Source organism: Pseudomonas sp. KCJK9111, from assembly GCF_046231935.1.
In the GTDB taxonomy this organism is placed as follows: domain Bacteria; phylum Pseudomonadota; class Gammaproteobacteria; order Pseudomonadales; family Pseudomonadaceae; genus Aquipseudomonas; species Aquipseudomonas parafulva_B.
Map to the genome: position 1 here is coordinate 1 of NZ_JBJJMO010000059.1, position 26,589 is coordinate 26,589.

At 63.0% G+C, this 26,589-nt stretch carries 18 protein-coding genes; 6 read left to right on the plus strand and 12 right to left on the minus strand.

Features of this window, described 5'->3' with window-relative positions; translation table 11 throughout:
* The 7 genes from ACK59L_RS17395 to ACK59L_RS17425 form a co-directional block, all read right to left on the minus strand.
* Positions 1-2,595, minus strand: a 2,595-nt coding sequence (locus ACK59L_RS17395; RefSeq protein WP_409274993.1) for a T6SS effector BTH_I2691 family protein, incomplete at its 3' end; no start/stop codon positions are given.
* A 487-nt stretch (positions 2,596-3,082) separates the two neighbouring features.
* Positions 3,083-4,438 carry an acetyl-CoA carboxylase biotin carboxylase subunit gene (gene accC / locus ACK59L_RS17400; protein ID WP_027915162.1) on the minus strand — a complete coding sequence of 452 codons (1,356 nt, stop codon included), beginning with the start codon at positions 4,436-4,438 and terminating at the stop codon, positions 3,083-3,085.
* A gap of 17 nt (positions 4,439-4,455) precedes the next feature.
* On the minus strand, positions 4,456-4,914 hold the full coding sequence (accB, locus tag ACK59L_RS17405; protein ID WP_023535179.1) for an acetyl-CoA carboxylase biotin carboxyl carrier protein: 459 nt from the start codon (positions 4,912-4,914) through the stop codon (positions 4,456-4,458).
* 96 nt (positions 4,915-5,010) lie between these two features.
* Positions 5,011-5,466 (minus strand): type II 3-dehydroquinate dehydratase, encoded by a 456-nt coding sequence (gene aroQ, locus ACK59L_RS17410; protein ID WP_003255330.1) that lies wholly within the window; start codon positions 5,464-5,466, stop codon positions 5,011-5,013.
* Positions 5,467-5,645: 179 nt separating this feature from the next.
* Positions 5,646-7,409, minus strand: a complete 1,764-nt coding sequence (locus ACK59L_RS17415; RefSeq protein ID WP_409274996.1) for a protein-disulfide reductase DsbD — start codon at positions 7,407-7,409, stop codon at positions 5,646-5,648.
* A 129-nt stretch (positions 7,410-7,538) separates the two neighbouring features.
* Complete coding sequence (locus tag ACK59L_RS17420) at positions 7,539-9,500, minus strand: methyl-accepting chemotaxis protein (protein ID WP_409274998.1); 1,962 nt, start codon at positions 9,498-9,500, stop codon at positions 7,539-7,541.
* Between the two features lie 123 nt (positions 9,501-9,623).
* Positions 9,624-10,982 carry a diguanylate cyclase gene (locus ACK59L_RS17425; RefSeq protein ID WP_078479170.1) on the minus strand — a complete coding sequence of 453 codons (1,359 nt, stop codon included), beginning with the start codon at positions 10,980-10,982 and terminating at the stop codon, positions 9,624-9,626.
* Between the two features lie 248 nt (positions 10,983-11,230).
* Here ACK59L_RS17425 and ACK59L_RS17430 point away from each other — a divergent pair, with 248 nt between their 5' ends.
* From ACK59L_RS17430 to speA, 4 genes are all read left to right on the plus strand, one after another.
* The gene (locus ACK59L_RS17430; protein ID WP_144965494.1) at positions 11,231-12,298 is read left to right on the plus strand and encodes a DUF2333 family protein; all 1,068 of its coding nucleotides are present in this window, start codon (positions 11,231-11,233) and stop codon (positions 12,296-12,298) included.
* A 1-nt stretch (position 12,299) separates the two neighbouring features.
* Positions 12,300-12,836: an NUDIX hydrolase gene (locus ACK59L_RS17435; protein ID WP_409275000.1), complete on the plus strand. Its 537-nt coding sequence runs from the start codon at positions 12,300-12,302 to the stop codon at positions 12,834-12,836.
* A gap of 203 nt (positions 12,837-13,039) precedes the next feature.
* The gene (locus tag ACK59L_RS17440; RefSeq protein ID WP_058605288.1) at positions 13,040-13,411 is read left to right on the plus strand and encodes a translation initiation factor Sui1; all 372 of its coding nucleotides are present in this window, start codon (positions 13,040-13,042) and stop codon (positions 13,409-13,411) included.
* Positions 13,412-13,561: 150 nt separating this feature from the next.
* Entirely contained in the window at positions 13,562-15,475 is a 1,914-nt protein-coding gene (speA, locus tag ACK59L_RS17445) for an arginine decarboxylase (protein WP_023535169.1), read from the plus strand.
* A gap of 99 nt (positions 15,476-15,574) precedes the next feature.
* On the opposite strand, the gene ACK59L_RS17450 is transcribed toward speA, so the two are convergent.
* The gene (locus ACK59L_RS17450) at positions 15,575-16,912 is read right to left on the minus strand and encodes an MATE family efflux transporter (RefSeq protein WP_409275003.1); all 1,338 of its coding nucleotides are present in this window, start codon (positions 16,910-16,912) and stop codon (positions 15,575-15,577) included.
* 205 nt (positions 16,913-17,117) lie between these two features.
* On the opposite strand from ACK59L_RS17450, the gene ACK59L_RS17455 reads away from it, so the two are divergent.
* Positions 17,118-22,019 (plus strand): alpha-2-macroglobulin family protein, encoded by a 4,902-nt coding sequence (locus ACK59L_RS17455; RefSeq protein WP_409275005.1) that lies wholly within the window; start codon positions 17,118-17,120, stop codon positions 22,017-22,019.
* Positions 22,020-22,072: 53 nt separating this feature from the next.
* Here the strand turns inward: ACK59L_RS17455 and ACK59L_RS17460 are convergent, their stop codons facing one another.
* Complete coding sequence (locus tag ACK59L_RS17460) at positions 22,073-22,366, minus strand: hypothetical protein (protein WP_409275006.1); 294 nt, start codon at positions 22,364-22,366, stop codon at positions 22,073-22,075.
* Between the two features lie 77 nt (positions 22,367-22,443).
* Between ACK59L_RS17460 and pbpC the strand changes: the two genes are divergently transcribed.
* Positions 22,444-24,801 carry a peptidoglycan glycosyltransferase PbpC gene (gene pbpC / locus ACK59L_RS17465; protein WP_392527628.1) on the plus strand — a complete coding sequence of 786 codons (2,358 nt, stop codon included), beginning with the start codon at positions 22,444-22,446 and terminating at the stop codon, positions 24,799-24,801.
* Positions 24,802-24,861: 60 nt separating this feature from the next.
* Here the strand turns inward: pbpC and ACK59L_RS17470 are convergent, their stop codons facing one another.
* From ACK59L_RS17470 to ACK59L_RS17480, 3 genes are all read right to left on the minus strand, one after another.
* Positions 24,862-25,617, minus strand: a complete 756-nt coding sequence (locus tag ACK59L_RS17470) for a response regulator (RefSeq protein ID WP_409275009.1) — start codon at positions 25,615-25,617, stop codon at positions 24,862-24,864.
* 140 nt (positions 25,618-25,757) lie between these two features.
* Positions 25,758-26,228: an A24 family peptidase gene (locus tag ACK59L_RS17475; protein ID WP_058605282.1), complete on the minus strand. Its 471-nt coding sequence runs from the start codon at positions 26,226-26,228 to the stop codon at positions 25,758-25,760.
* A gap of 201 nt (positions 26,229-26,429) precedes the next feature.
* Positions 26,430-26,589: DUF4136 domain-containing protein (locus tag ACK59L_RS17480; protein ID WP_409275011.1), on the minus strand; the 160-nt coding region annotated here is incomplete at its 5' end.

Sequence of the window (26,589 nt, forward strand, 5' to 3'; positions counted from 1 at the left end):
CCAGATTGCGCTAAACAGGTCCTTGAGTTCTTCTAAGTCTTCGGCATAACCTTTGTCAGATAGTTGAATGCGGAAGCAGCATTTGTTGCACCATTTTTCAAGGGCGTCTTTGTCGATAATAAGTAAGACAGTACTGCTAATGAGCACGATGGTGCCTCCGAACCAGCTCAGGCGACTAAGCCAAAGCATGGCAGCATTGTTCACAGCCAGTCGTGCGGATAATACTGACAGCGTAGTGCTTAAGCTACTTGTGTATGTGCTTTTGACGCTGATGGATAGCCAACTTAGAAGCGCACTAGCCTGGGAAAACGCTATCCCTCCTTGTCCCGTGAGTAAGGCAAGAGTAGCGCCTATCCTGGCGCCATAAGCTGCTACTAATAACTGTTCAGATTTAGCTTGTGCATCAAGGGCATCGGAATAGTCCCACCTAATGCTTATAATTCCCCCCACCGCCGCCAAACCAGCCGCCCACAACCGATACCGTCCCAGGCTAACTTGCGCGCCCCGCGCAGTGACGCTGTTCCCACCAACACCCCTGAGTGTCAGTTCAGTGCCCACTGCAAGCAGCTCCATCCCCGCAGCCGCACTGGTAAACGCGGCCGCAGTCACTTCGCTCCAGAAGCGTCGGTCCTTGTCATCCCGCCTGCCTTGTAACAACAGCAGCCCGGCCTCCAACAGCAGCAAACCGCTGGCGACCCGCAAGCGATAGAACTGATTCCCGTGCACCCCGCGCAACTTCTCGGCATAAGCTCGATCAAGCCGGCGCACGATGGGAGCCGCGACGCGACCAGGCGAGGGCGTTTTACCGTCCAGCGCCTGCTCACTCAAGCGCAGTTCCACCGCCTGCTTACCCAGTGAGGCAATGAGGTAGGTGCTCAGGCGTCGGTACAGCAACCGATCAGTGCTGCCGGGTGCACCCACTGACAAGCTCTGTCGCCCAAGCTGCCCGAGCCAGGCCAGCGCGCCAGCAGTGTTGGTGGGGCTGTGTTGCGTGAGCTGGTCCAGGTGGCTGTCCAGCCGGCTGAAGTGTGCGGCGAGCTCTTTGGCTTGTTTGAGGGCTGCCTCCAGTTGAAGAAAGGGGTCGCTGCCCGGTGCCAGTGCGTCCAGCGCTGTGCGTGTCTGCGCAAGCACCTCTGCGATCTCGCGCTGATTATGGACAAACGAGCGCAGCGCCAGGTTGTCGGGGGTGACAGCGTCGGCGCGCCACCATTGGGCAAGCAGCGCTGCGCCAGCTGGCACGCCTTCGAGGCCGGCTACGCACAGCCCTGTCTGGTGCGCAAAGCACAGGCCATTGGCAGGGTCGTTTTCGTCGTAGTGGGCAAGTGCGCCTACCAGCGCGGGCGACTTCAACCATGCGAGGTGATCTGCCGCTCTGGACTCGGCGAGACGTTGTGCTTCGGCGCTCTGCGCCTCAAACATATCAAGGTGCTGATACATACCTTCTAGGTTAACGAGTGACAGATAGCGCTCTTCGAATTGCTTGGCAAATTCTCCGTTTTTCGCGCGCGTTTCGAGCTTCTGTCTTTCAAGTTCAGCGGCGCTGTCCAGAATGTGCTCTTTAGCTGTTGCCCACCACTCGGCCATGTACCGTGGAACCGCCTCGTCGCTCCCGAGATAGCCGCGCATCGCCTCTCTGCGGCGATCAACCATTGCGGCAACCTTTCGCTCCGTGAATTGCTGATGCAGTTCGGTGAATGTTTGCGCAACCAACACCTTGCGCTCGTTACTGGGGCCACCGCTCTCAGTGCTGGCTTCCAGCCAGTGCTTGAGGTGCTCCATGCCTGCATTGCGCCAGGCATTGAGTTCCTGGGTAATGCCGATGGCATCCTCCACCACCACCGCAACGCCCCGTGCTTCAGGTTTACTGCCCAAGGGACCCAAGGCTTGCCGGGCCGCCGCCAGCGAGCTGATGCTTGGTGTACTGAAGACCTGAGCGTCCAACAGCGTGCACAACACCTCGTTGGATTCCGCGGCAAAGTCGGCGACAAGGTTCAACTGGTCATGACGTATCGTGTAGGGCCTGGGCACGGGGCAGCTGGGGCTGGCGAAGGGCGCTATGTCCACGGCAGGCAGCAGGTCGCGTCGACGCAGTAACTGCCGCTGCGCCGCGATGGTCAACGGATCGGGACTGTAGAACAGGCGAAGCTCGAGCAAGTCGTCGAGATCATGAACCGTGAAAGCCCAGGTCATAGCGCGCACGATATCCTGGAATGTGGAGACGCCAGGCGGTTCTGGCTCTGGATGTTCAGGGTCGTAGAGCGACAGGGCGCCGTTCGCGGCGATTCGATAGGGAGGGTGAAGGCTGTATTGCCCACTGAGCCTGCGCTTTTCCATGACATACAGAAAACCTTCACGCAGCGGGCGAATGGCATAGTCCGCCTGATGCAGCGCGGCGGTGCGATGTGGGTGGCGCAGGTGTTCAGGCAGGGTAGGGAGTTGCTGACGCTGGTGGGGGTTACCGCCCACGGCGGCGTAGCGTAATGGCAGAACGGTGAAAGTGCGGGTGCATGAGACGGCGGGCCCTATGGATAAAGGGTCTTGCAAGGCTTCGCGGTTCTGCCGAGTGATTTCCATCAGCATCTTCAGATCCAACATGAGGGCCTCTGGCGAATTAAACGGTGCAGGTGTGTTTGAAGGCGCTGGGCAAGTGGCAGGCTTTGCTCAGGTGATTCTTCAAGGCAGCCTGCCAAACGGGATCGCGATTCGTTCTTTCCCCAAGCAGTACTGACTAGCCTGCCGTTTTAACTCCGCAGTAATCAGGTACTAATCGAGTTGCTTCAATTCGCTCAATTTTATATTCGAAGATGTTTTTTCCGTCTTGCCGGGCAATTCCTAATTCTTAGTAGGAAGTTTCGTTTAAGGGCAAGCTCCATACTCAAGCGGCATCAATGCTTGCTCTTTGCGGCAAGCCAGATCATTAATTCACGCAAGTCAGGGAGGGTCACGGGGGGGCGCAGATTGCTCTGCCAGGTCGGACCTGGTCACAAGCACCCGGAAGGGCCATATCAGCCGTTAATGAAGCCAAACAGGCAATAAAAAACCCCGGAGCCAGTCCGGGGTTCTTGTACTTCACACTACGCGATCAGTCCTGGTTGGCCAGTTTGTGCTCGAGGTAGTGAATGTTGACGCCGCCTTTGCAGAAGCCTTCATCACGCACCAGATCACGGTGCAGCGGGATGTTGGTCTTGATGCCATCGACGACGATCTCGTCCAGGGCATTGCGCATGCGGGCCATGGCTTCGTCACGGTCCTTGCCCCAGGTGATCAGCTTGCCGATCAGCGAGTCATAGTTCGGCGGAACCGAATAACCGCTGTACAGGTGCGAATCGACACGCACGCCGTTGCCGCCCGGTGCGTGGAAGTGCTTCACCTTGCCAGGGCTCGGGATGAACTTCTTCGGGTCTTCGGCGTTGATACGGCATTCCAGCGAATGGCCGTGGACCACCACGTCCTCCTGACGGAACGACAGCTTGTTGCCAGCGGCGATGCTCAGCATCTCCTTGACGATGTCGATGCCTGTGACCATCTCCGACACCGGGTGCTCAACCTGCACACGGGTGTTCATCTCGATGAAGTAGAAGCGGCCATCTTCGTACAGGAACTCGAACGTCCCCGCACCGCGGTAGCCGATCTCGATGCACGCGTCTACGCAGCGCTTGAATACTTCCTGGCGTGCTTTCTCGTCGATGCCTGGGGCCGGGGCCTCTTCCAGCACCTTCTGGTGGCGGCGTTGCAGGGAGCAATCGCGGTCACCGAGGTGGATTGCATTGCCCTGGCCGTCGGACAAGACCTGTACTTCCACGTGACGTGGGTTGGTCAGGAACTTCTCCAGGTACACCATCGGGTTGCCGAAGGCTGCACCGGCTTCGGTACGGGTGAGCTTGGCCGAGGCGATCAAATCCTCTTCCTTGTGCACCACACGCATGCCGCGACCACCACCGCCACCGGCGGCCTTGATGATCACCGGGTAGCCGACGTCGCGGGCGATGGCCAACGCGACTTCTTCGTCTTCCGGCAGCGGGCCGTCGGAGCCCGGCACGGTCGGTACGCCCGACTTGATCATCGCGTCCTTGGCCGAGACCTTGTCGCCCATCAGGCGAATGGTGTCGGCCTTGGGGCCGATGAAGGCAAAGCCGGACTTCTCGACCTGCTCGGCAAAATCGGCGTTTTCCGCCAGGAAGCCGTAACCGGGGTGAATCGCGGTCGCGCCGGTGACTTCGGCAGCGGCGATGATCGCCGGGATGTGCAGGTACGAATCCTTGGACGATGCAGGACCGATGCAGACCGACTCGTCTGCCAGGCCCAGGTGCATCAGTTCACGGTCGGCGGTGGAGTGCACGGCGACGGTCTTGATACCCAGCTCTTTGCAGGCACGCAGGATCCGCAGGGCAATTTCCCCGCGGTTGGCGATCAGGACTTTTTCGAGCTTCCCAGACATCGTTGGCTCTCCGCGATTCAAACGATGGTGAACAGCGGCTGGTCGAACTCAACCGGCTGGCCGTCTTCTACCAGAATGGCGTCGATGACACCGCCGACATCGGCTTCGATGTGGTTCATCATCTTCATGGCTTCGACGATGCACAGGGTGTCGCCTTTCTTCACGCTCTGGCCCACTTCAGCGAAGTTCGGCGAGGTCGGCGAAGGCTTGCGGTAGAAGGTGCCTACCATTGGCGAGCGGATGACGGTGCCCTTGAGGGCCGGTGCCGCGGCGGCAGCTTCGACAGCAGGTGCGGCAGCGGCGACCGGGGCAGCGGCAGGCGCAGCCATCGGGGCAGGTGCGTAGAACTGCTGGGCAGCTGGGGTCTTGCTGTGACGGCTGATGCGAACCGACTCTTCGCCTTCCTTGATCTCCAGCTCGTCGATGCCAGACTCTTCCAGCAGCTCGATCAGTTTCTTGACTTTACGGATATCCATTAATCATCAACTCCCAAAGGTTCGGTCAGGGGGCGAAATTGTTAAAGCGTGTCGACACGCTTCTCTTGACCCTGGCCACCGAGGCCAGGGCTTTCATCATTTGGGCTGTGCGTTGGCAGCCAGCTGTTCCAGCGCGGACTCCAGGGCCAGGCGATAACCGCTGGCGCCCAGACCACAGATCACCCCTACGGCTACATCGGAAAAGTAGGAGTGATGACGGAACGGTTCGCGTTTGTGCACGTTGGACAGGTGCACTTCGATGAATGGGATGCTCACCGCAAGCAATGCGTCACGTAATGCAACGCTTGTGTGGGTGAATGCAGCCGGATTGATCAGGATGAAATCCACACCCTCGTTGCGTGCCGCATGAATACGATCGATCAACTCGTATTCGGCGTTGCTCTGCAAATACTGCAAATGGTGGCCCGCGGCGCGAGCACGTTGCTCCAGGTCCTGGTTGATCTGGGCCAGGGTCACGGCGCCGTAATGGCCGGGCTCGCGCGTACCGAGCAGGTTCAGATTGGGGCCGTGAAGCACCAGTAGCGTTGCCATCTGCGAGTTCCTTGGATTTGTAGGGCAATTCGACACAGCGCGGCGAGTGTGCCTAAAGCGACGGCAAGTGTCCAGTTCCCGGCAATAGCCAGCACGATGAGCGAGATTCGCGCGAAGTATGTGACCAGATAGCAGGATCCGGTCACTGATCGCCGACATGTTCCCATGCCAGCGGGCCGTTACAGGCCTGCCTGGCCGCGAACGCGGGACAAAATAGACGCAAAGTTCTCGGCATTTATCTCGCCAATCACCCGATCAGCGGTCAGTTCGCTGCCGTTGGCGGCAAAGAACATCAATGCTGGCGGGCCGAACAATCGATAGCGGTCCAGCAGGGCACGCTGGGCCGCATCGCTGCGCGTCACATCCAGGCGCAACAGTTTGAAACCCACCAGTTGCGGCATTACCTGGGGGGCATTCAACACCTCGTGCTCAATGACTTTGCAACTGATGCACCAGTCTGCGTACCAGTCCAGCAGCACTGGCTGGCCTGCGGCCTTGGCATCGGCCAGTGCAGCATCGAGCGCCTCGGCGGTGGTCAGTGTTCGCCACGCCTGGGCAGGGGACGCAGCCTGGCCAGCCGTGCTCCCTCCTGTAGGGGGCAACGGTCGCAGCGGATCACCCTGGCCGCTGAGGGCGCCATACCAGCAGGCCAGGGCGTAGACCAGCAGTGCCAGGCCAAGCAGTTGGGCCAGGCGTTGGCGAGGCGTCTTCACGACGAACTCCAGGGTCCCCAGGAACACGGCCACCCCGGCAGCGAGCAAACCGATCAGCCCCAGGGTGACAGGCCCTGGCAAGACCCTGCTGAGCAAACCGATGGCCAGCCCCAGCAACAGGACGCCGATGGCGTTCTTCACGCTGTTGAGCCATGGGCCGCTTTTCGGCAACCAGGCGGCGCCACCGGTGGCGACCAGCAGCAGCGGGGCACCCATGCCCAGGCCCAGCGCGAACAGTTTGAGCGCACCGCCCAAGGCGTCTCCACTGGCGCTGATATACAGCAACGCACCCGCCAGCGGCGCCGAAACGCAGGGTGAAACCAACAGGCTGGACAACACGCCCAGGGCCGCTGCGCCCACCAGCGAGCCGCCTTGGGTGCGATTGGCGACCCCGTCCAGGCGATTGCTCAGGGCCTGGGGCAGCTTGAGTTCGAACAAGCCGAACATGGCCAGGGCGAAAGCCACGAAGAACAGCGCGAAAGGCAACAGCACCCAGGCCGACTGCAGGCGCGCCTGCAGGTTGAGGCCTGCGCCGAACAGGCCCATCAAGGCCCCAAGGGCGGCAAAGCTGGCGGCCATGGACAGCACATAGGCCAGTGACAACGACAGCCCACGCAGCCCACTTGCCTGGCCGCGTAATACCACCCCCGAAAGAATGGGCAGCATGGGCAGCACGCACGGCGTGAACGTCAGGCCCACGCCGGCGATGAAGAACAGCAATAGCGCTTTCCACTCCCAAGCGTGTGCGGCCTGGCTGCTCGGCGCACCTTCACCTTCAATGCTCAGGCGTTCGGTTTCAGGTGGATAGCACAAGCCTTTGTCAGCGCAGCCCTGGTAACCCACCTGCAAGGTGAAGGCCCTGGGGTCATTGCGTGGCAATTCAATGTCGACGATGCCGTGATACACCTCCACATCGCCGAAGAACTCGTCATGTTTGGCCTCGCCCTTCGGGATGACCGGCGTGCCCAGTGCGATGTCGGCGGGCTCGGTGCGGAACACGAAGCGGTGGCGGTACAGGTAGTAGCCGTCGGTGGCCACCAGGCGCAGCTTGATGGCATGGGCGTCGGCCTGGATCAGGCTCAGCTTGAAGGCTTCGTGCACCGGGAGGAAATCGGCGTTGCCGGCCAGTGAGGAGGCCCCGAGGGTAGCGCTGGGGCGATTGTCCAGCAGCCCCGTGGCGAACACCGGGCTGGCCAGCAGTAGGCACAACAGGAAAAACAGGCGGCGCATGGTGAACTCGCAAGATCGAACGTGCCGCGCATCATAACGGAGTTGGCGCTCAGGGAACCATGTGTGGGCCCGCCCGCCTTGCCGGTGATGGTCTAAGGCTATTTCGTGGAGCCAGGGCGGGCGGTCGGTTCAGACCCTGAACCCCCCCACCGCCTGGTTCAGCGCGCTGCCCAGGCTGAGCAGGTGATCGCCTTGCTCACGCCCCTCACCGATGCGTTGCAGGTTATCGCCACCCAGCTGATGAATCCGCTCGCTGTGGTCACGAATCTCGCTGACCGCATCACTTTGTTGCGCCGTCACTTCGGCAATGCGCAGGGCAGTGTCGGCGATAGTACGGATCGCACACACGATTTCGTCCAATGCGCCATCGGCAGTCTGGGCCTGGTTGGCAGTGGCCTCGGCATGCTCCAGTTGTACCCGCGTACCGTCCACGGCGCCCTTGGCTGCCTGCTGCAACCTGTCGATCAGGGTCTGGATTTCCCCAGTGGCGCCGGTGGTGCGCTGGGCCAGGGTGCGGACTTCGTCGGCCACCACGGCGAACCCGCGACCCATCTCGCCAGCGCGGGCGGCTTCGATGGCGGCATTGAGTGCCAGCAGGTTAGTCTGTTCCGCAATGGACCGGATCACCGTCAGCACGCCACCGATCGTGGCCGATTCCTCTGCCAGTTGCTCGATCATGCGGGCGTTGCCTTGCACCTCGTCGACCAGCGTGCGTAGACCCGACAGGCTTTGCCCGATCACAGCCTGGCCCTGTTCCACCGCCCGGCCTGCGTCACGACTGGCCAGGGCCGCAGCGCTGGCGTCGCCAGCCACCTGCTGGATGGTCGCTTCCAGTTCCCCAAGCGCGTCGCGAATCTGCCCGGTATCCCCGGCCTGTCGTTGTGCGCCATCGTGCAAGGCAGCACTCATGTCGGCCAGCGCATGACTGCTGCCGGCCACTTGCGCGGCATTGTGCCGCAAGGCGCCTACCAGTTCGACCAGGTACTGGCGCAGGCGATTGAGCGAAGCCTGGATGTCGTGCAACTCGCGGTTGGTCCTGCCCATTTCGACAGGCTGGGTAAAATCGCCCTCGGCCCAGCGCGACAGCGCAGGTACCAAGCCGGTGAGGGTGCGTGCAAGGCGACGTTGCAGGGCGTCGATGAGCAGGGCGATCAGCAGGATCATCACGATCATCGCCCCTTGCAGGATGCGCACTTCCCCCGCGATGGTGCCATGCAGGCTGCGCACTTGTGGCTCCAGGGCCGCGATGGCCTGGCGCACTGCCTCCAGCTGTTGCGTGGCGCGAGTCGCCAGGGCGGCGCGCTGGGCGATCTGGGCACGGGTACGTTGCAGCTCGGCCGGGTAGCGCCCAACCAGGCTTTGCAACTCGCGCTTGAGGGCTACGGCGACGTCTTCCTGCTGGACACGGGTATCGTTCTGCAAACCCATCAGCGCGGCAAAGTCATCCGCGCCCGATTCGGCAGTACGGGTCACGCCCAGCAGCGGCAAGCCTTCGATGATCTGCGCCTGGGCCTGGATCAGTTGCAGCTCGCGCTCCAGCTCGGTTGCCAGTTCGGGCCGGCCGCTGCCCACTAGCTTCTCCCGCGCCAGGCCCAGCCTGCTCAGGTGCAGAGCTGCCTCGACAAGCGGCAGCAGGTAGCGCCCAGCGTCGGGGTTGGTGCTGTCGCGCGCATAGGTGGTCAGTTGCTCCAGGTTGGCCCCCAGCTCGCGTTCGGCTTGCAGCAACAGCGCCTGGGGGTCACCGGCCAGCTTCCCGGCTGCCAGCAACTCGCCCGCGCTGAAGGCCTGGAGGTGGTCCAGGCTGGGGCGCAGTTGGCTGGCCAGCGCCTCGGGCCAGTCGGCCAGCGAAGCTTGCAGTTGCTCCGTGGCCTGCAGTGCCGCCGCATGGCGCACGGCATCGCCGCTACCAAGATAAGCCTGAATGTTCTGGGCAGCCTCAGTCTGAAAATGGCGCGACAGGGTCAGGTAGCGTTCCATCATCTGGTAGGGACGCTCCAGCGCCCGCTGCGACCACCACAGCGTAACGCCCAGGGCGATGCACACCGTCACCAGCAACAATGTATTCAAATTGGTCAGCCATTTCAGGCGCATAGCCGCGTGCTTCCTGCGGGGAAGGGAAGAGTCAGGGGCCTGAAGTTATTGCGTTCGTGTGACGCGATGATGACGGCGGCACGCACTTAAATGGCAAAGTGCCTTTATTCTTTGCCCACCCCGTCAGGGCTCCACACGCACCACGCAATTACGTCCTGCATGCTTGGCCCGGTATAGCGCCTCGTCGGCCGCGCTGGCCATGGTCAGGGCATCGAGCCCGTCATCGAGTTGCACGACGCCTGCACTGAATGTACAGCGCAGGTCATGGGGTTGGGCCGGGTAGAGGATTTCGGCAAAACGCCCGCGGATGTCATCGAGCACCTTGTACGCCGCCTCCAGGGCGGTATTGGGCATGACGATGGCGAACTCTTCGCCGCCGTAGCGGCCAATGAAGTCGGTCTTGCGCAGGCGCTGTTTGAGAAACAGCGCCAGGCTCTTGATCACCCGGTCGCCCATGGGGTGGCCGTGGCGGTCGTTGATTTTCTTGAACCGGTCGATGTCGAGCATGGCAAAACTCAGCGGCTGCTGTTCGCGGCGGGCACGGAAGCTGCAGTCCTCGAGCAACTGCAGAATATGCGTGTGGTTGTACAACCCGGTCAGGCTGTCGCGGACCATGCGCGCCTTCAGATGCCGAGCGCGGGCAGCGCGGTTGCGCACGGTGGTGATCAGGTGGCGCGAGCGAAACGGCTTGGTCAGAAAATCATCGCCGCCTTCGCTCATGGCCTCGAGCTGCTTGTCCAGGTCATCCTCGGCTGACAGGTAGATGATCGGCACGCTGACGTAGCGGTCGTTGTGGCGAATCACCTTGGCCAGTTCAGGGCCGGTGCACGCCGGCATGTACAGGTCGAGGATGATCAGGTCAGGCTGGAAATCAGCCAGCTCGGCCATGGTGGCGATCGGGTCGGTCAGGCTGCGAGTGATCATCCCGGCGCCTGCCAACACCCGTTCCGTGAACAGGGCCTGGGTGCGTGAGTCATCGATGATCAGTACGCGCAGGGGATCGTACGGCGCGGCATCGGTCAGGCGCTCGACCTTCTCCAGCAGGCTGGAAGCCTCCAGTGTGCCGGTGAGGAAATCGCGCCCGCCGGCCCGCACGGCGGCCAAGCGCGTGGGGGTGTCGGTTTCGTGGTGGCTGAAGAACAGCAGCGGCAGAGGTTTGGCCTGCCGCGCCTGGACTTCGGCCGCCAACGCCAGGCCCTGGCCGACCCCATTGAAGTCGACGTCCATGATGACCGCCGAAGGCGGGCATTCGCCCACCGATGCGCGAAAGGCATCGGCAGTGGGCAAGGCCTGTACGCCCAGGCCGAAGAACTCCAGTTGCTGGGCCAGGCGTTCGGCGCGGTCGTGGTCCTGCAAGAGGATATAGACCGGCCTGCGCTGGGGCGCCAGCAGCAACTGGTCGCGTGGGTCGTCCTTGCGCAGGCCGCTACGCACAAGATGCTCAGGGGGGCACTGCGGGCTCGGCTCAACTGCTTGGCTCATGTCCTGGCTACTTGTCGTTAGGGGTATGCAGGGGCAGTGATGGCTCTATGCTAGCAGCTCTTGAGCTGCGTAGGCGTGCCCCCTTTCAACAAAGTGGGCTGAATGACTATTCAGTTACCGACCAAGGGGTCGCTTATGCGTAAGGCGGTGTCTGCTTTATAGTGCTGTCAGGCGGGCTTGCCGTGGCACCCTGGCGTAGGCCTGTGGTCAAAGCCCCTGAACCGTCGTGACTGATCAAGGATATAGCCATGCTGGACTGGAAAAACCGCGAGGCCAAAGCCGAGCCCCGCGAGCGTGTCGACGGCCGCGGCGCTGCCGCCCGTAGCTATTTTGGTGGCCTCTGGGGCCGCACCCTGTTGGCCCTGGTCGGGCTCTACCTGCTGGTGTGTATCGGCCTGTCCTGGTACTGGAGCCAGGAGCCCGAATTGTTCCCCGTCCAGCAGAACGCGCAAAGCGCAGCCGAGCGTAACGGCCAGCAGATGGTGGTGGGCTACACCACCGTCGAAACGCTCAAGACCGTGGCGAGCACCTTGTTGAACAAGCCAGGTGGCTACATCGCCAACGACCGTCTCCCGCCAGGCTTGTGGATGGACAACATGCCCAACTGGGAGTACGGCGTACTGGTCCAGGTGCGTGACCTTTCCCGCGCGCTGCGCAAGGACTTTGCGCGCTCCCAATCGCAATCGACCGAAGATGCCGACCTGGCCAAGGCCGAGCCGCGCTTCAACTTCGATTACAAGAGCTGGATCCTGCCGTCCAGCGAATCGGAATTCGAAGAAGGTATCAAGTCGCTGACGCGCTACCAGGCTCGCCTGGCTTCGGGTGACAAGGGCGCGATCTTCTATACCCGCGCAGACAACCTGAACAACTGGTTGGGCGACGTCGCTACCCGCCTGGGCTCGCTGTCGCAACGCCTCTCGGCCAGTGTAGGCCGCGTGAAGCTCAACACCACGCTCAAGACCGAGTCCGTGGTGGCTGGCCAGGCGCCGCAGGTGGACGAGGAAGTCGTGGAAACCCCATGGCTGCAGATCGACGACGTGTTCTACGAAGCCCGTGGCCAGGCCTGGGCACTGTCGCATCTGCTGCGTGCGATCGAAGTCGATTTCGCCGACGTGCTGGCCAAGAAGAACGCCACCGTGAGTGTGCGTCAGATCATCCGGGAACTGGAGGCCTCGCAAGAGCCCCTGTGGAGCCCGATGGTGCTCAACGGCAGTGGTTTCGGCATGTGGGCCAACCATTCGCTGGTCATGGCCAACTACATCTCCCGCGCCAACGCGGCGGTCATCGACCTGCGCCAGCTGCTGTCGCAGGGCTGACATGACCTTCAGCCCTGATGAAGCCGCTCACCGGGCGGCTTCGGACCGGGAGCGGGTCACCTGGGTAGACGAGCACGACCAAGTGCTCGGCGCATTGCCCAGGGCACAGTTGCGCGAGCGCGGGCTGATCGGGCGCTGCACGTTCATTCTGCTATTCAATGGTGCCGGTGAACTGTGCGTGCACCGGCGTACCCTGAGCAAGGCGCTATATCCCGGCTATTGGGACGTTGCCGCCGGCGGCATGGTGGCCGCCGGTGAAACCTACGCCGAATCGGCCGCGCGCGAACTGGCCGAGGAACTGGGCATAGCCGACGTGCCCTTGCGCTTTCACGAGCGTTTCTTCTTCGATCAGCCTGGCAATCGCCTGTGGTGCGCCTTGTACTCGGCAGTGTCCGATGCGCCGCTGCGGCTGCAGCCTGAGGAAGTTATCGAGGCACGGTTCATCGGTGTGGACCAAGCGCTGGAGGACAGTCGGCTCAGGCCTTATTGCCCCGACTCGATGGCCGCGTTGATGCGCTACAGGAACCGCCTTGTCTAACCCTTGCACGTAGGGTCGCAAAACATTCGCAAAATGGCGCAATCCGGTACTTAGCAACTGCACCGTTTATCGTTACACTGCGCGGCCTTTTCGGGCTGCCGCACGTGTTGCGGCAGTAGCGCCGCCCCTGCCAGAGTGGGGCTTCGCGGTCGGCCTCATGTGCAGGTACGACCAGTTTTTGTCCTCAGCACCGAGGCACAAAAGTGGCCAAGAAAGCTTCTTCTCTCTCCGCCCTCGGCGGTCTTGTTTATTCGACCGATGCCGGTCGTCATTGCCCTGACTGTGGCCAGCCCGTGGATGCCTGTACCTGCAAGCAGCAGGTCATCCCCGAGGGTGATGGCATCGCCCGTGTGCGCCGCGAGAGCAAAGGTCGTGGCGGCAAGACCGTGACCACTGTCACGGGTGTGCCGTTGCCGCCCGATCAGCTCAAGGAGCTGGCTGCCACCCTCAAGCGCCGCTGTGGTACCGGTGGCGCGCTCAAGGACGGCGTCATCGAGATCCAGGGCGATCATGTGCAATTGCTGATCGACGAGCTGATCAAGCAGGGCTTCAAGGCGAAAAAGTCGGGCGGCTGAGTCGCTCGGCAGGTTTTCGTCATGCGCTTTCTAAACTCGTCGCAGTGACCAGGGTCTACCCCAGAGCACGGACGAACCGTCATTTTTGGCTTCTACACTGCCTTCCCGGTTTGCCCAGCAGTGTCTTGACTCAATTTATAGGGGACTTGAATGTCCGTACGACGCACACGCAAAGACGATGGTAGCCAATGGACCGTGGCCGACAGCCGCAGTGTTTATGGCATCCGCCATTGGGGCGCAGGGTATTTCGCCATCAATGAAGCCGGGCGCGTCGAAGTGCGCCCCAACGGCCCGGACAGCTCGCCGATCGACCTGTACGAGCAGGTCGACCAGCTGCGCCAGAGCGGCCTGTCGCTGCCTTTGCTGGTACGCTTTCCCGACATTCTGCAGGACCGCGTGCGCCAGTTGACCGGCGCCTTCGACGCCAACATTGCGCGCCTGGAATACCAGAGCCAATACACCGCGCTCTACCCAATCAAGGTCAACCAGCAGGAGGCGGTGGTCGAAAACATCATCGCCACCCAGAACGTGTCCATTGGGCTTGAAGCCGGCTCCAAACCCGAATTGCTGGCGGTACTGGCCTTGGCCCCCAAGGGCGGCACCATCGTCTGCAACGGTTACAAGGACCGTGAGTTCATCCGCCTGGCGCTGATGGGGCAGAAGCTGGGCCACAACGTCTTCATCGTCATCGAGAAAGAGTCCGAAGTGGCCTTGGTGATCGAGGAAGCGGCCGACCTGAAGGTCAAGCCGCAAGTGGGCCTGCGCGTGCGCCTGTCGTCGCTGGCATCGAGCAAATGGGCTGACACCGGGGGCGAGAAGTCCAAGTTCGGGCTTTCTGCCGCGCAGCTGATTTCCGTGGTGCAGCGTTTCCGCGATGCCGGCCTTGACCAGGGTATCCGCCTGCTGCACTTCCACATGGGCTCGCAGATCGCCAACTTGGCGGACTACCAGCACGGTTTCAAGGAAGCCATCCGCTATTACGGCGAATTGCGCGCCCTGGGCTTGCCGGTGGATCACATTGATGTGGGCGGCGGCCTGGGGGTGGACTACGACGGCACCCACTCGCGCAACGCCAGCTCGATCAACTACGACATGGATGACTATGCCGGCGTGGTGGTGGGCATGCTCAAGGAGTTCTGCGACGCGCAGGGCCTGCCGCACCCGCACATCTTCTCGGAGAGCGGCCGTTCGCTGACGGCTCACCATGCCATGCTGGTCATCCAGGTCACTGATGTAGAGCGCCACAACGACCAGGTGCCGACCATCGAGAACAAGGACGCGCTGCCGGAAACCGTGCAGTGGCTGGCCGATCTGCTGGGGCCCACCGACATCGAGATGGTGACCGAAACCTACTGGCGCGCCACCCACTACATGGGCGATGTGGCCGCCCAGTACGCTGACGGCAAGATCAGCCTGGCCGAGAAAGCCCTGGCCGAGCAGTGCTACTACGCGGTGTGCCGTCGCCTGTACAACTCGCTCAAGGCTCGCCAGCGCTCGCACCGCCAGGTACTCGATGAGCTGAACGACAAGCTGGCGGACAAGTACATCTGCAACTTCTCGGTGTTCCAGAGCCTGCCCGATACCTGGGCCATCGGCCAGGTGCTGCCGATCATCCCGCTGCACCGCCTGGACGAAGAGCCCCTGCGGCGCGCCGTGTTGCAAGACCTGACCTGCGACTCCGACGGCAAGATCAACCAGTATGTCGATGAGCAGAGCATCGAGACCAGCATGCCGGTGCATGCCCTGAACGAGGGCGAGGACTACCTGCTGGGCGTGTTCCTGGTCGGGGCCTACCAGGAGATCCTGGGCGACATGCACAACCTGTTCGGTGACACCGACTCGGTGAACATCTACCAGAATGCCGATGGCAGCGTGTATCACGCCGGTATCGAGACCCACGACACCATCGAGGACATGCTGCGCTACGTGCACCTGTCTCCCGAGGAACTGATGACTCACTACCGCGACAAGGTGGCAAGCGCCAAGATCACCGCGCGCGAGCGTACGCAGTACCTCGATGCGCTGCGCCTGGGCTTGACCCGTTCGTCCTACCTCTCGTCCTGAGAAGCCTCAGCCCCTGAGGGGTCTCATCGCCGTCACGCCTTCGCAGCGTGGCGGCGGTGAGCACCGCCTTGGGTTGCTCGCTGGCCCATGCCAGTCATCTCACGCCACCCAGGCGTCCTTGGCTTGCAGGCGCCACCCCACCCAGGCCAACGTCATGGCGCGCACGCCCATGAAGCCGAGAAACGCCAACCACAGCCCATGGTTGCCTAGCCCGCTCAGGGCAAAGGCCAACGGCAATGCAATGGCGAGCGATGCCAGCATGGCATTGCGCATTTCCCGGGCGCGTGTGGCCCCGATGAACAGCCCATCGAGCAAATAGCTCCACACGGCGATCAACGGCAGGCACGCCAAATAGGGCAAGTACGGATAAGCCGCCGCCCTGACACTGTCGATATCGGTTTGCAGATCGATGAACAGGTGTCCCCCCACCCAGAACAGAACGGCAAAGACCGAACTTGCAATCAGCGACCATCCACCGGCTACCACCAGCGCACGGCGCAGGGTGCCGCGGTCCCGAGCACCAATGGCATGACCGCACAGCGCCTCGACCGCATGGGCCAGGCCATCGAGGGCATAGGCCGTCAGCAACAGGCCGTTGAGCAGCAGTGCATTGGCCGCTACCGTCGCCTCGCCCAGGCGTGCGCCCTGTACGGCGATCAGCAGGAAAACCAGCTGCAAGGCAAGGCTGCGCAAAAAGATGTCGCGGTTCACTGCCAACAGCGGGCGCCAGGCCTGCCAGCGTCTGAGTGCTGCCCAGGCGATGTGCCCCGGATAGGCGCGCAGGGCCGGGCGGGTAAGCGCCAGGCCCAGCAGGGCCGCGCACCATTCGGCAATCACCGACGCGCGTGCCGAGCCCAGGACGCCCCAGTTCAGGCCGAGCACGAACCACAGGTTCAGCACGATGTTGAGCAGGTTGGTGGTCAGCAGGATCGCCAAGGGCGCCCGGGCATTCTGGGTCCCCAGAAACCACCCGACCAAGGCGTAACTGGCCAGTGCCGCCGGCAGGCCCAGCAACCGGGTGTGGAAGAAGGCTTGTGTGGCTTGCCCCAGGGCCGCGCTGGGCTGCATGGCATGCAGGGCCAACTGGCTGAAGGGCAGGGCCAGCAGGCCGATGAGCAATGCGAAGCCCACTGCCAGCAACAGGCCCTGAACCAACACCTGGCGCAGGGCGGCGCCATCGCCTCGGCCCGCGGCCTGGGCGGCGAAGCCTGTCGAGCCCATGCGCAAGAAGCCCATCAAGCCGACCATGAAGGTGAACAGCGTAGCGCCCACGGCCACTGCGCCCAGCTGATGGGCATGGGGCAGGTGGCCAATGACGGTGCTGTCGACCAGCGCCACCAGTGGCACCGAGACATTGGACAGGATCATGGGCGCGGCCAGCCCCCACACCTTGAGGTGGGTGGGGCGGTGGTGCCAGTCGGCGAAGAATCGGGGCATGTTCATTCCAGCGAAAACGAGGACTGCAAGCGCTTGATCGGGGCGCCCGCCGGGCGGCAAATGCAAGCCAAGGGCGACAGTGTAACGGCCAGGCAACCATTGCGTGCGACCAAGGTCTCATCTGGCGCACAACGCTGGGTGTAGCACCTGGCCTTGCGCTATAGTTGCTGCCTTCATCTACACCCTGCCTTCGAGTGTCTACTCCATGTTCAACAAAGGATTGTTGCTGGCCTGCGCGCTGGCCTTGCTCAGCGGCTGTGACTCCTCAACGCCTGACGCCCCAGCGCCTGCCCAGAAGCCAACCGCCAGCGCCAGCGCCGCCGCCAAGACGCCGCAGCGCGAAGATCCTGCCGTGCTTGCCAAGCGCTACGAGGGCCGTGAGCTGACGGTACTGGATGTGTCGGAAGTACAGCTCGATGGCGCGGCCACACTGTCGGTCAGCTTCTCGGCCCCGCTGGATGCCGACCAGGACTTCACCAACAAGGTCCACCTGGTGGACACGGTCAAGGGCAAGCTGGACGGCGCCTGGGAACTGTCCGCCAGCCAGATGGAGCTGCGCCTGCGTCACCTGGAACCGCAGCGCAAGCTGGTGCTGACCGTGGACAAGGGGCTGCTGGCCGTCAACGGCAAGGCCTTGCAGCAAGAGTCGATCACTCGCCTTGAAACCCGCGACATGCAACCCACCGTTGGCTTCGCCAGCCGGGGCTCGCTACTGCCGACGCGGCTGGCAGAGGGCCTGCCGGTCATCGCATTGAATGTGAACAAGGTGGATGTGGAGTTCTTCCGCGTCAAACCCGACATGATTTCCTCGTTCATGGCCAACTGGGGGCGCAGCAGCAGCCTGGAGTACTACCAGTCCAAAGACACGCTGAGCATGGCTGAACTGGTCTACAGTGGCCGCTTCGACCTCAACCCTGCACGCAACACACGCGAAACCGTGCTGTTGCCCATTGCCGGTATCAAGCCGCTGCAGGAGCCCGGTGTGTACCTGGCCGTAATGCGCGCCTCGGGAACCTACGATTACTCCCAGCCAGCGACCCTGTTCACCTTGAGCGACATTGGCGTATCGGCCCATCGCTACCGTGATCGCATCGATGTATTCGCCCAGGCCCTGGAAGGGGGCAAGGCGATGGATGGCGTGAACATCGAGCTCCACGACAAGAAAGGCAAGCTCCTGGCCCAGGCCAGCACTGATGGAAAAGGTCATGCTGAACTGCCGATCACGCCCAAGGCCGATACCCTCATCGCCACCCAAGGCGTGCACACGACCTTGCTGCGGCTCAATACTGCGGCGCTGGACTTGGCAGAGTTCGACATCACCGGCCCCCAGGCCAATCCGCTGCAACTCTTTATCTTCGGCCCGCGCGACCTGTATCGCCCAGGCGAAACGGTGCTGTTGAACGGCCTGCTGCGCGACCAGGACGGCAAGCCCGTCAAGGCACAGCCGGTGAATGTCGAAGTACGCAGGCCGGATGAACAGGTCAGCCGCAAGTTCGTCTGGGAAGCAGACGATAAGGGTCTGTTCCAGTACCAGCTGCAACTGGCCACCGAGGCGCCGACCGGCCGCTGGCAACTGCTGCTCGATTTGGGCGGTGGACGCAAGCAGGTCTACGAGTTCCTGGTCGAGGACTTTCTGCCTGAGCGGCTGGCCCTCGAACTCAAGGGTAGCAGCAAGCCCCTGGCCCCTGAGCAGGACGCGCGCATCGAGGTGACTGGCCGCTACCTGTACGGGGCGCCGGCCGCAGGCAATCGCCTGAGTGGCCAGGCCTATGTGCGCCCGCTGCGTGAAGCGGTACCTGCACTGCCGGGCTACCAGTTCGGGTCGGTTACCGAAGGCGAACTGGAGCAGGACCTGGAGCTCGATGAAGTCACCCTCGACCAGGCGGGCAAGGCGGTCTTGGATATTTCCAGCCGCTGGGCAGAGGCGCGTTCGCCGTTGCAACTGACCGTGCAGGCAAGTTTGCAGGAGTCCGGCGGCAGGCCCATTACGCGCCGCCTCGAGCAACCTGTTTGGCCGGCCGAACGCCTGCCAGGCCTGCGTGGCCTGTTCGACGGCGATGAAGCCGACAGTGAAGGCCCGGTGGAATTCGAGTTTCTGGTCGCTAACCGCGAGGGCAAGAAACTGGCCGCCGACGACCTCAAGGTCAGGCTGATCCGCGAGCGACGCGATTACTACTGGAACTACTCGCAAGATGACGGCTGGAGCTACGCCTACAACGAAAAATTCCTGACCCAAGTGGAAGAGACGGTAAGCGTCAAGGCCGACGCCACGGCCAAGCTGAGCTTCCCGGTCGAGTGGGGCCCCTATCGCGTGGAAGTCGAAGACCCGCAGACCGGCCTGGTGTCCAGTCAGCGCTTCTGGGCAGGCTACCGCGCCCAGGACAATGCCGAAGGCGGAGCTGTACGCCCCGACCAGGTCAAGCTGGCCTTGGACAAACCCTCCTACGCCGACGGTGCAACGGCCAAGGTCACGGTTACGCCGCCGGCCGCAGGCAGTGGTTACTTGATGATCGAGTCCAGCGACGGCCCGTTGTGGTGGCAGGAAATCCAGGTACCTGCAGAAGGCAAGACCTTCGATATCCCGCTGGACAAAGCCTGGGCACGCCACGACCTTTACCTCAGCACCTTGGTGGTGCGCCCAGGTGAACGCAAGGCCAATGCCACGCCCAAGCGTGCGGTAGGCGTGTTGCACCTGCCGCTCGACCGTGCCGATCGCAAGCTGGCAGTCAGTTTGCAGGCACCGGAAAAAATGCGTCCCAAGCAGCCGCTGACGGTCAAGATCAAGGCGGCAAACGCCGACGGCAGCGTGCCTGCACAGGTACGGGTGCTGGTGTCGGCGGTGGACGTCGGCATTCTCAATATCACCGACTTCAAGACCCCGGATCCATTCGCAAGCCTGTTTGGCCGCAAGGCCTACGGTGCCGACCAGCTCGACATTTACGGGCAACTGATCGAAGCCGGGCAAGGGCGTCTGGCCAGCCTGGCATTCGGTGGTGACGCGGCCATGGCCAAGGGTGGCAAACGCCCCAATACCACCGTCACCATCGTGGCCCAGCAGAGCCTGCCGGTGACCCTGAACGACAAGGGAGAAGGGCAGGCCACGGTCGATATCCCTGATTTCAACGGCGAGCTGCGGCTCATGGCTCAGGCCTGGACCGAGGATCACTTCGGCATGGCAGAGGGTAAGACCGTGGTGGCCGCACCGCTGATTGCCGAACTCTCGGCCCCACGGTTTTTGGCAGGCGGCGATCAGACGCGCCTGGCGCTGGACCTGGCCAACTTGTCGGGAGCTGCCCAGCAGCTGACCGTGCAGGTGACCACCGAAGGACAAGTGAGCCTGACCGGCAATGCCACGCAGTCTGTAGCGCTGGCCGAAGGCCAGCGGACGACCCTGATGATTCCGGTGCAGGCCCAAGGTGGCCTGGGGCAGGGCAAGGTGCATGTGCAGGTGACCGGCCTGCAGTTGGCCGGCGAGGCGCCGACCACGTTCGAGCGCGAATGGACGTTGGGCGTGCGTCCTGCCTATCCCGCCATGCTCAAGCACTTCCGCGTGGCCTTGAAGGATCAGCCCTGGACGCTGCCCGAGGCGGACCTCGCGGCCTTCGAGCCTGCCGGCCTCGAGGGCACGCTGGCCCTGTCGAGCCGACCCCCGCTCAACCTCGCCGAACAGATCCGCGCACTGAAGGCTTACCCGTATGGGTGCCTTGAGCAGACCACCAGCGGGCTGTACCCGTCGCTGTATGCGGACGCCGATACCCTCAAGCGGCTCGGCATCGAGGGTGAACCGGCCGAGGTGCGCAAGCGCAAGATCGAAATGGGCATCGAGCACCTGTTGGGCATGCAGCGCTACAACGGCAGCTTTGGCTTGTGGAGTGCCGACAGCGAAGAGGAATACTGGCTGACGGCCTATGTCACCGACTTCCTCCTGCGCGCGCGCGACCAAGGCTATGGCGTACCCGCCGAGGCGCTGAAGAAAGCCAACGAGCGGTTGTTGCGCTACCTGCAGGAGCGCAACCTGATCGACGTGGACTACAGCGACGATGCCGATCACACCCGTTTCGCCGTGCAGGCTTACGCCGCGCTGGTGCTGTCGCGCAGTCAGCAGGCGCCCTTGGGCGCGCTGCGCGGGTTGTTCGAGCGCCGCGCCGACGCGCGTTCAGGTCTGCCGTTGGTGCAACTGGCCGTGGCCTTGGACAAGATGGGTGACAAGCCGCGTGCCGACCAGGCCCTGCAGGCAGGGCTCGCCGTCAGCCGCAGCAAGAACTGGATGGCAGATTACGGCAGCCCCCTGCGTGACCAGGCGTTGATCCTGGCACTGCTGCAGGAGAACAAACTTGCCAGTGGCCAGGTGGACCAGCGGCTCTTCGCCCTGTCCGATGAAATGGCTGCCAATCGCTGGCTGTCCACCCAGGAGCGCAACGCCTTGTTCTTGGCCGGGCGTGGCCTGCTGGGCACGCCGGAAGTCAAGTGGCAGGCCCGCCTGGACAGCGCCGGTGAGCTGCGTGACTTCAATAACGCCGAAGCCGGCATGAAGCTGGAAGGGCCACTGCTGGCATCGCCGCTGACGGTGCAGAACCAGGGCAGCCAGACCGTCTACCAGCAGCTGACCCTGTCGGGTTACCCGCGTCAGGCGCCGCCTGCCAGTAGCAATGGCATGCAAATCCGCCGCGAGTACCTGGGCATGAAGGGCCAGCCGCTGGACCTGGCGAACCTGCGCAGCGGCGACCTGGTACTCGTGCACCTTGCCCTCAAGGCCGATGAGCGCGTTCCCGATGCCCTGGTGGTCGATCTATTGCCTGCGGGCCTGGAGCTCGAAAACCAGAACCTTGCGCAAAGTGCAGCCAGCCTGGATAACGCCAGCGGCGCCGTGAAGCAATGGCGCGAATCGATGCAAAATGCCAACGTGGTTCACCAGGAGTATCGCGACGACCGTTACGTCGCAGCGCTCAAGCTGGACAGCTACGCAACTACGCATCTGCTGTACCTAGCGCGAGCGGTGATCCCTGGCACTTACCGGGTACCACCGCCGCAGGTCGAGTCGATGTACCGCCCGAATCTGCAGGCCGTGGGGGAAGGGCAGGGTGAGATGACGGTCAAGCCTCGCTAGGGGCAGGCCTTGTGCGACGAGCAGGGGCGTTCACCTGTTCGTCGCACGACCACTCAATGGATCACCCAGCTCATTACCCACAGGCCCAATATCAGCCAGATGATGCCTAGGATGATCGAGGCACGCATGAAGGCGCGGATCGCCGAAAACAGCAGCATCAGGCCCACGATCAGGGCCAGGATGCTGACCAGCGAGGTGTCCATGCCCAAGGTGCGCGACAGGCCATCGACGAAATTGCCGCCGGCATTGGCCAACAGGTTGAACAACCCGCTCAGCGCGTCGACGACGATGCGGATCAGCGATCCCAGTGCTTGCCCCAGCCATTCGAAAAAACCTTCTACATGCATAGTTGCTTCCTGATCAACATGGCGGCGTTCTTGCCGTTTCCAGTGCTTTGGCCCTTTTCAGGGCAGGTCGGTTCCCGATGCCAAGCTTAGCCCGCTGGTGGCGATCGCGACCATGCAAAGCAGTGCGTGCCCTGGTGATTGGCGTGGTGGCCTTGATGGGGCTGCTGTGGCTGGCCGACCGGATCTGGCCTTTGCCCATGCCGTCCGACGACCTGGCCCGGGTCGTGCTGGCAGAAGATGGCACACCGTTGTGGCGATTCGCCGATGCCGACGGGGTGTGGCGCTATCCGGTGAGCCCCGAGCAGGTCTCGCCGTTGTACCTGCAAGCGTTGCTGACGTACGAGGACCGCTGGTTCTACCGGCACCTGGGCGTGAACCCGATGGCCCTGGTCAGGGCGGCGTGGTTGAACGCGCGGGGAGGGCGTGTGGTGTCAGGCGGCAGCACGTTGTCGATGCAGGTGGCACGCCTGCTTGATCCCCATGATCGCACCGTGGCGGGCAAGTTGCGGCAGCTGTGGCGCACACTGCAGCTGGAGTGGCACCTGTCCAAGCGGGAGATTCTGCAAATCTACCTGGACCGCGCGCCGTTCGGCGGCACCTTGCAAGGTGTTGCCGCTGCCAGCTGGGCTTATCTGGGCAAGTCGCCCTTGCATCTGACGCCGTCGGAGGCAGCCCTGCTGGCGGTACTGCCGCAAGCCCCCAGCCGGCTACGCCCCGACCGCCACCCCGAGCGCGCCGAACGCGCACGCAACAAGGTGCTGCAACGGCTGGCGCAGTATCAGGTGTGGCCCGAGCAGCGCCTGCGCGAAGCGGCCGAAGAGCCGCTGGTGCTGGCGCCGCGTCAGGAGCCGGCACTGGCGCCTTTGCTGGCCCGCCGTCTGAACACCCCGGGTAGCCCGCCGTTGATCCGTACCACCGTGGATGCAGGGTTGCAGCGCCGGCTGGAAGACCTGCTGCTGGGATGGCGCGCGCGTCTGCCGGAGCGTACGTCTGCCGCCATCCTGGTGGTCGATGCGCAAACCATGGCTGTACGCGCTTATCTGGGCTCGGTCGACCTCACGGACGCCCGGCGTTTCGGGCACGTGGACATGGTGCGGGCATTGCGCTCGCCTGGCTCCACGCTCAAGCCGTTTCTGTACGGCCTGGCGATGGACGATGGGCTCATTCATTCCGAGTCGCTGTTGCAGGACGTACCACGGCGTTACGGTGACTACCGTCCGGGCAATTTTTCCAGCGGCTTCAGTGGGCCGGTGTCAGCGAGTTCGGCACTGGCCCTGTCGCTCAACTTGCCCGCCGTGCAGCTGCTCGAAGCGTACGGCCCGAAACGCTTCGCCGCACAACTGCGCATGGGCGGCTTGCCGCTCACGCTACCTCCGTTGGCCGAGCCCAATCTTTCGCTGATCCTGGGCGGTGCCGGTAGCCGCCTGGAAGACCTGGTAGGTGGCTACGCGGCCTTGGCCCGGGAGGGTAGAAGCGCCCAGGTGCGGTTGCAGCCCCAGGCACCCCTGGTGGAGCACCGGCTCATGTCTCCGGGCGCAGCGTGGATCATCCGGCGCATTCTCAGCGGCCAGGCTCGGCCCGACCGCGACCCGCATGCCGAACTGGTACGCCGTCCCCAGCTGGCCTGGAAAACCGGCACCAGCTACGGCTTTCGAGACGCCTGGTCGATTGGCGTCGGCCCTCGCTACCTGATCGGGGTATGGATTGGTCGGCCCGACGGCACCCCTGTGGCCGGGCAGTTCGGCCTGGCCTCGGCCGCCCCATTGATGCTGCAAGTGCACGACCTGCTCAGCAACCGGGACAGCCAGCGCGGGTTAGAGGCCCCGGTGCAGCGAACGCCTGCCAATGTCGGGGTGGCGGCGATCTGCTGGCCTCTGGGCCAGGCGATGAGCCGCCAGGACGGCAATTGCAGACGCCAGCGTTTTGCCTGGACCCTGGACGGCACCGTTCCTCCCACGTTGCAGGCGGCCGATCAGCCGCTGGGCCTGGGTTTGCGCGAACACATCTGGGTCAACGACCGCGGCTTGCGCGTCGACAGCAATTGCCCAGGCGCCCAGGCGCGCGAGGTGGCCCTGTGGCCCGCCCCCCTGGAACCCTGGTTGCCTCGGGCTGAACGGCGGGCTGCCCGTCTACCGGCCATGGACCCCACATGCCCACCGCAAGGCCCGGTCAGTGCCCCGCCGCTGGCCATCGTCGGTATTCGTTCTGGCGACCATCTGCGTCGCCCCGCCACCAGTGGGGAACCGCTGCAAGTGGCGGTATCGGCGCTGGGCGGTAGTGGGCGGCGTTGGTGGTTCCTCAATGGGCAACCGCTGGGCGAAACCCAAGGGCAGGACAGCCTGATGGTGCGCCTGCCGCAGGCAGGGCAGGCCGAGTTGAGTGCGTTGGACGAAAGTGGTGAAACGGCGCGGGTGGTGTTTCAGGTCAATGAGTAGTATGGCGGTGTGCCGGTGCCGGTGCCGGTGCCGGTGCCGGTGCCGTGGCACCGGCACCTGTCAGTGCGCCGTGAACCGTTGATTCACCGGGGATGAGCCTGGTGTCAGTGCCAAGGCCAGTTGCGTGCGGTTGTGCATATGGGTCAGGCGCAACACCTGGGACACGTACAATTTCACCGTGTTTTCGGTGATACCCAGTTCACAGGCGATCTGGTAATTGGTCTTGCCCTTGCCCACCAGCCGCGCCACTTCCAATTGACGTGGCGACAGCTTTTCAAATACCGAGGGCAGCTCGGCCTCGGCTTCCTCCATGTCGCCGGCGCGCCGGTGAGCCCCTTGTCCGCGGGCTTTTTCCAGGTCCTGATACAACTCGTCGACGGACTCTGCCAGATCCTGCAGGCGCTGATTGAGCCCACTGAGGTCGTGGAAGCCGCGCTGACGTTCCTGCAGCACCTGCTCCTGGCGGCGTACCCCTTCGAGCAGATCGTCGAGATCCATCGGTTTCTGGTAGTAGTCGGCAAAGCCTTCGCGCAGCGCCCGAATGACGTCCTGCTTTTCGGCACGGCCGGTCAGCATGATGGCTTCGAACATGCGGTGGCTACCGTCGATCTGCTTCAGGGCGCGCATCAGCTCGATGCCATCGCGTCCTGGCATGTGAAGGTCGCAGATGATCAGACCGATGTTTGGGTCGGCCTCATAGCGTTTTACTGCCTCATCTGTGGAGAGTGCCGATACGCAACTGTATCCCTGGGCTTGCAAGAACTCGCACAGCTGTTCGACGATGACCGGCTGATCATCGACTACCAGCACTTTCATTTCACTTACAGGTTTGGACACGATCAACTCCCTGTGAATATACGGCCCTGCTCCCGGGCTAGACGCTCTGGCAGATTAAAAGTAGCCGTACCTCTCGTAGTTGTACAAGGTGTGTACAAGACTAAGGACCGCTGGATTCTTCATTGGATCCATACAGCTGTCAGAAGGTAGCCGGCCAGCACGTAAGGGACGAATGCCTGCTTGTCGCCCATGGCTTCGGTCAAGGCCTGGAGGCGTTTTTTCACCTTGGGGTTGAGCAGCGTCCACAAGCGCCTTCGGGTGGTCAGCCAGATCAACAGCGCGACCCCGGCCCCGATGAAGGTCCCGAGCACATGATCGGTGCCGGTAGCCAATGCCAGCGCGCCCATCAGTTTGACGTCATCGGCGCCGAAGTGGCCCAGCATGTAGCCGGGCAAGGTGAGCAGCATGACGATGGCCAAGCCCCAGCCTGCCGAACTGGGGTCGGCGCCAAGCCAGGTGTGGCCGGTTGCGAACAGCCACAGCAGGGCCCCTACGGCCACGCCCAGCGTCAACAGGTCCGGGAGCTGGCGCTGGCGCACATCCTGTTCGGTACACAAGGCAAGCCACAGAAGAAGAACAATGCTTTGCATCGACAGGTCGCCTTTCCTGGTAGATGAACACTTACCCGTTCAGTCAGGTTTCCTTAGTCAAGATAGACCGGAACCTGCATGACGGCCGTGTGCCGCGAGGAAAAGGCGTTGGGAGAATGGGTTTTGTCACAGTCGTCGCCTGTCGCGGGGCCTGTGCCTGCACCCCGCTACGAGGCGGGATGCAGGCAGAGCGTGCCCCCGCTAGCGTTTGCTGCCAGGTGGATAGCTGCCCAGTACCTGAGCCACCGTCTTCTGAATAGCCTCGTTGCGTTCCTGCGGGCTTGGCGGGTAGTTGTTCATGATCTGCTCGGCACTGCCGCGCCAGACCAGCTTGCCATCGCGCCCATCAAGCAAGTCGACC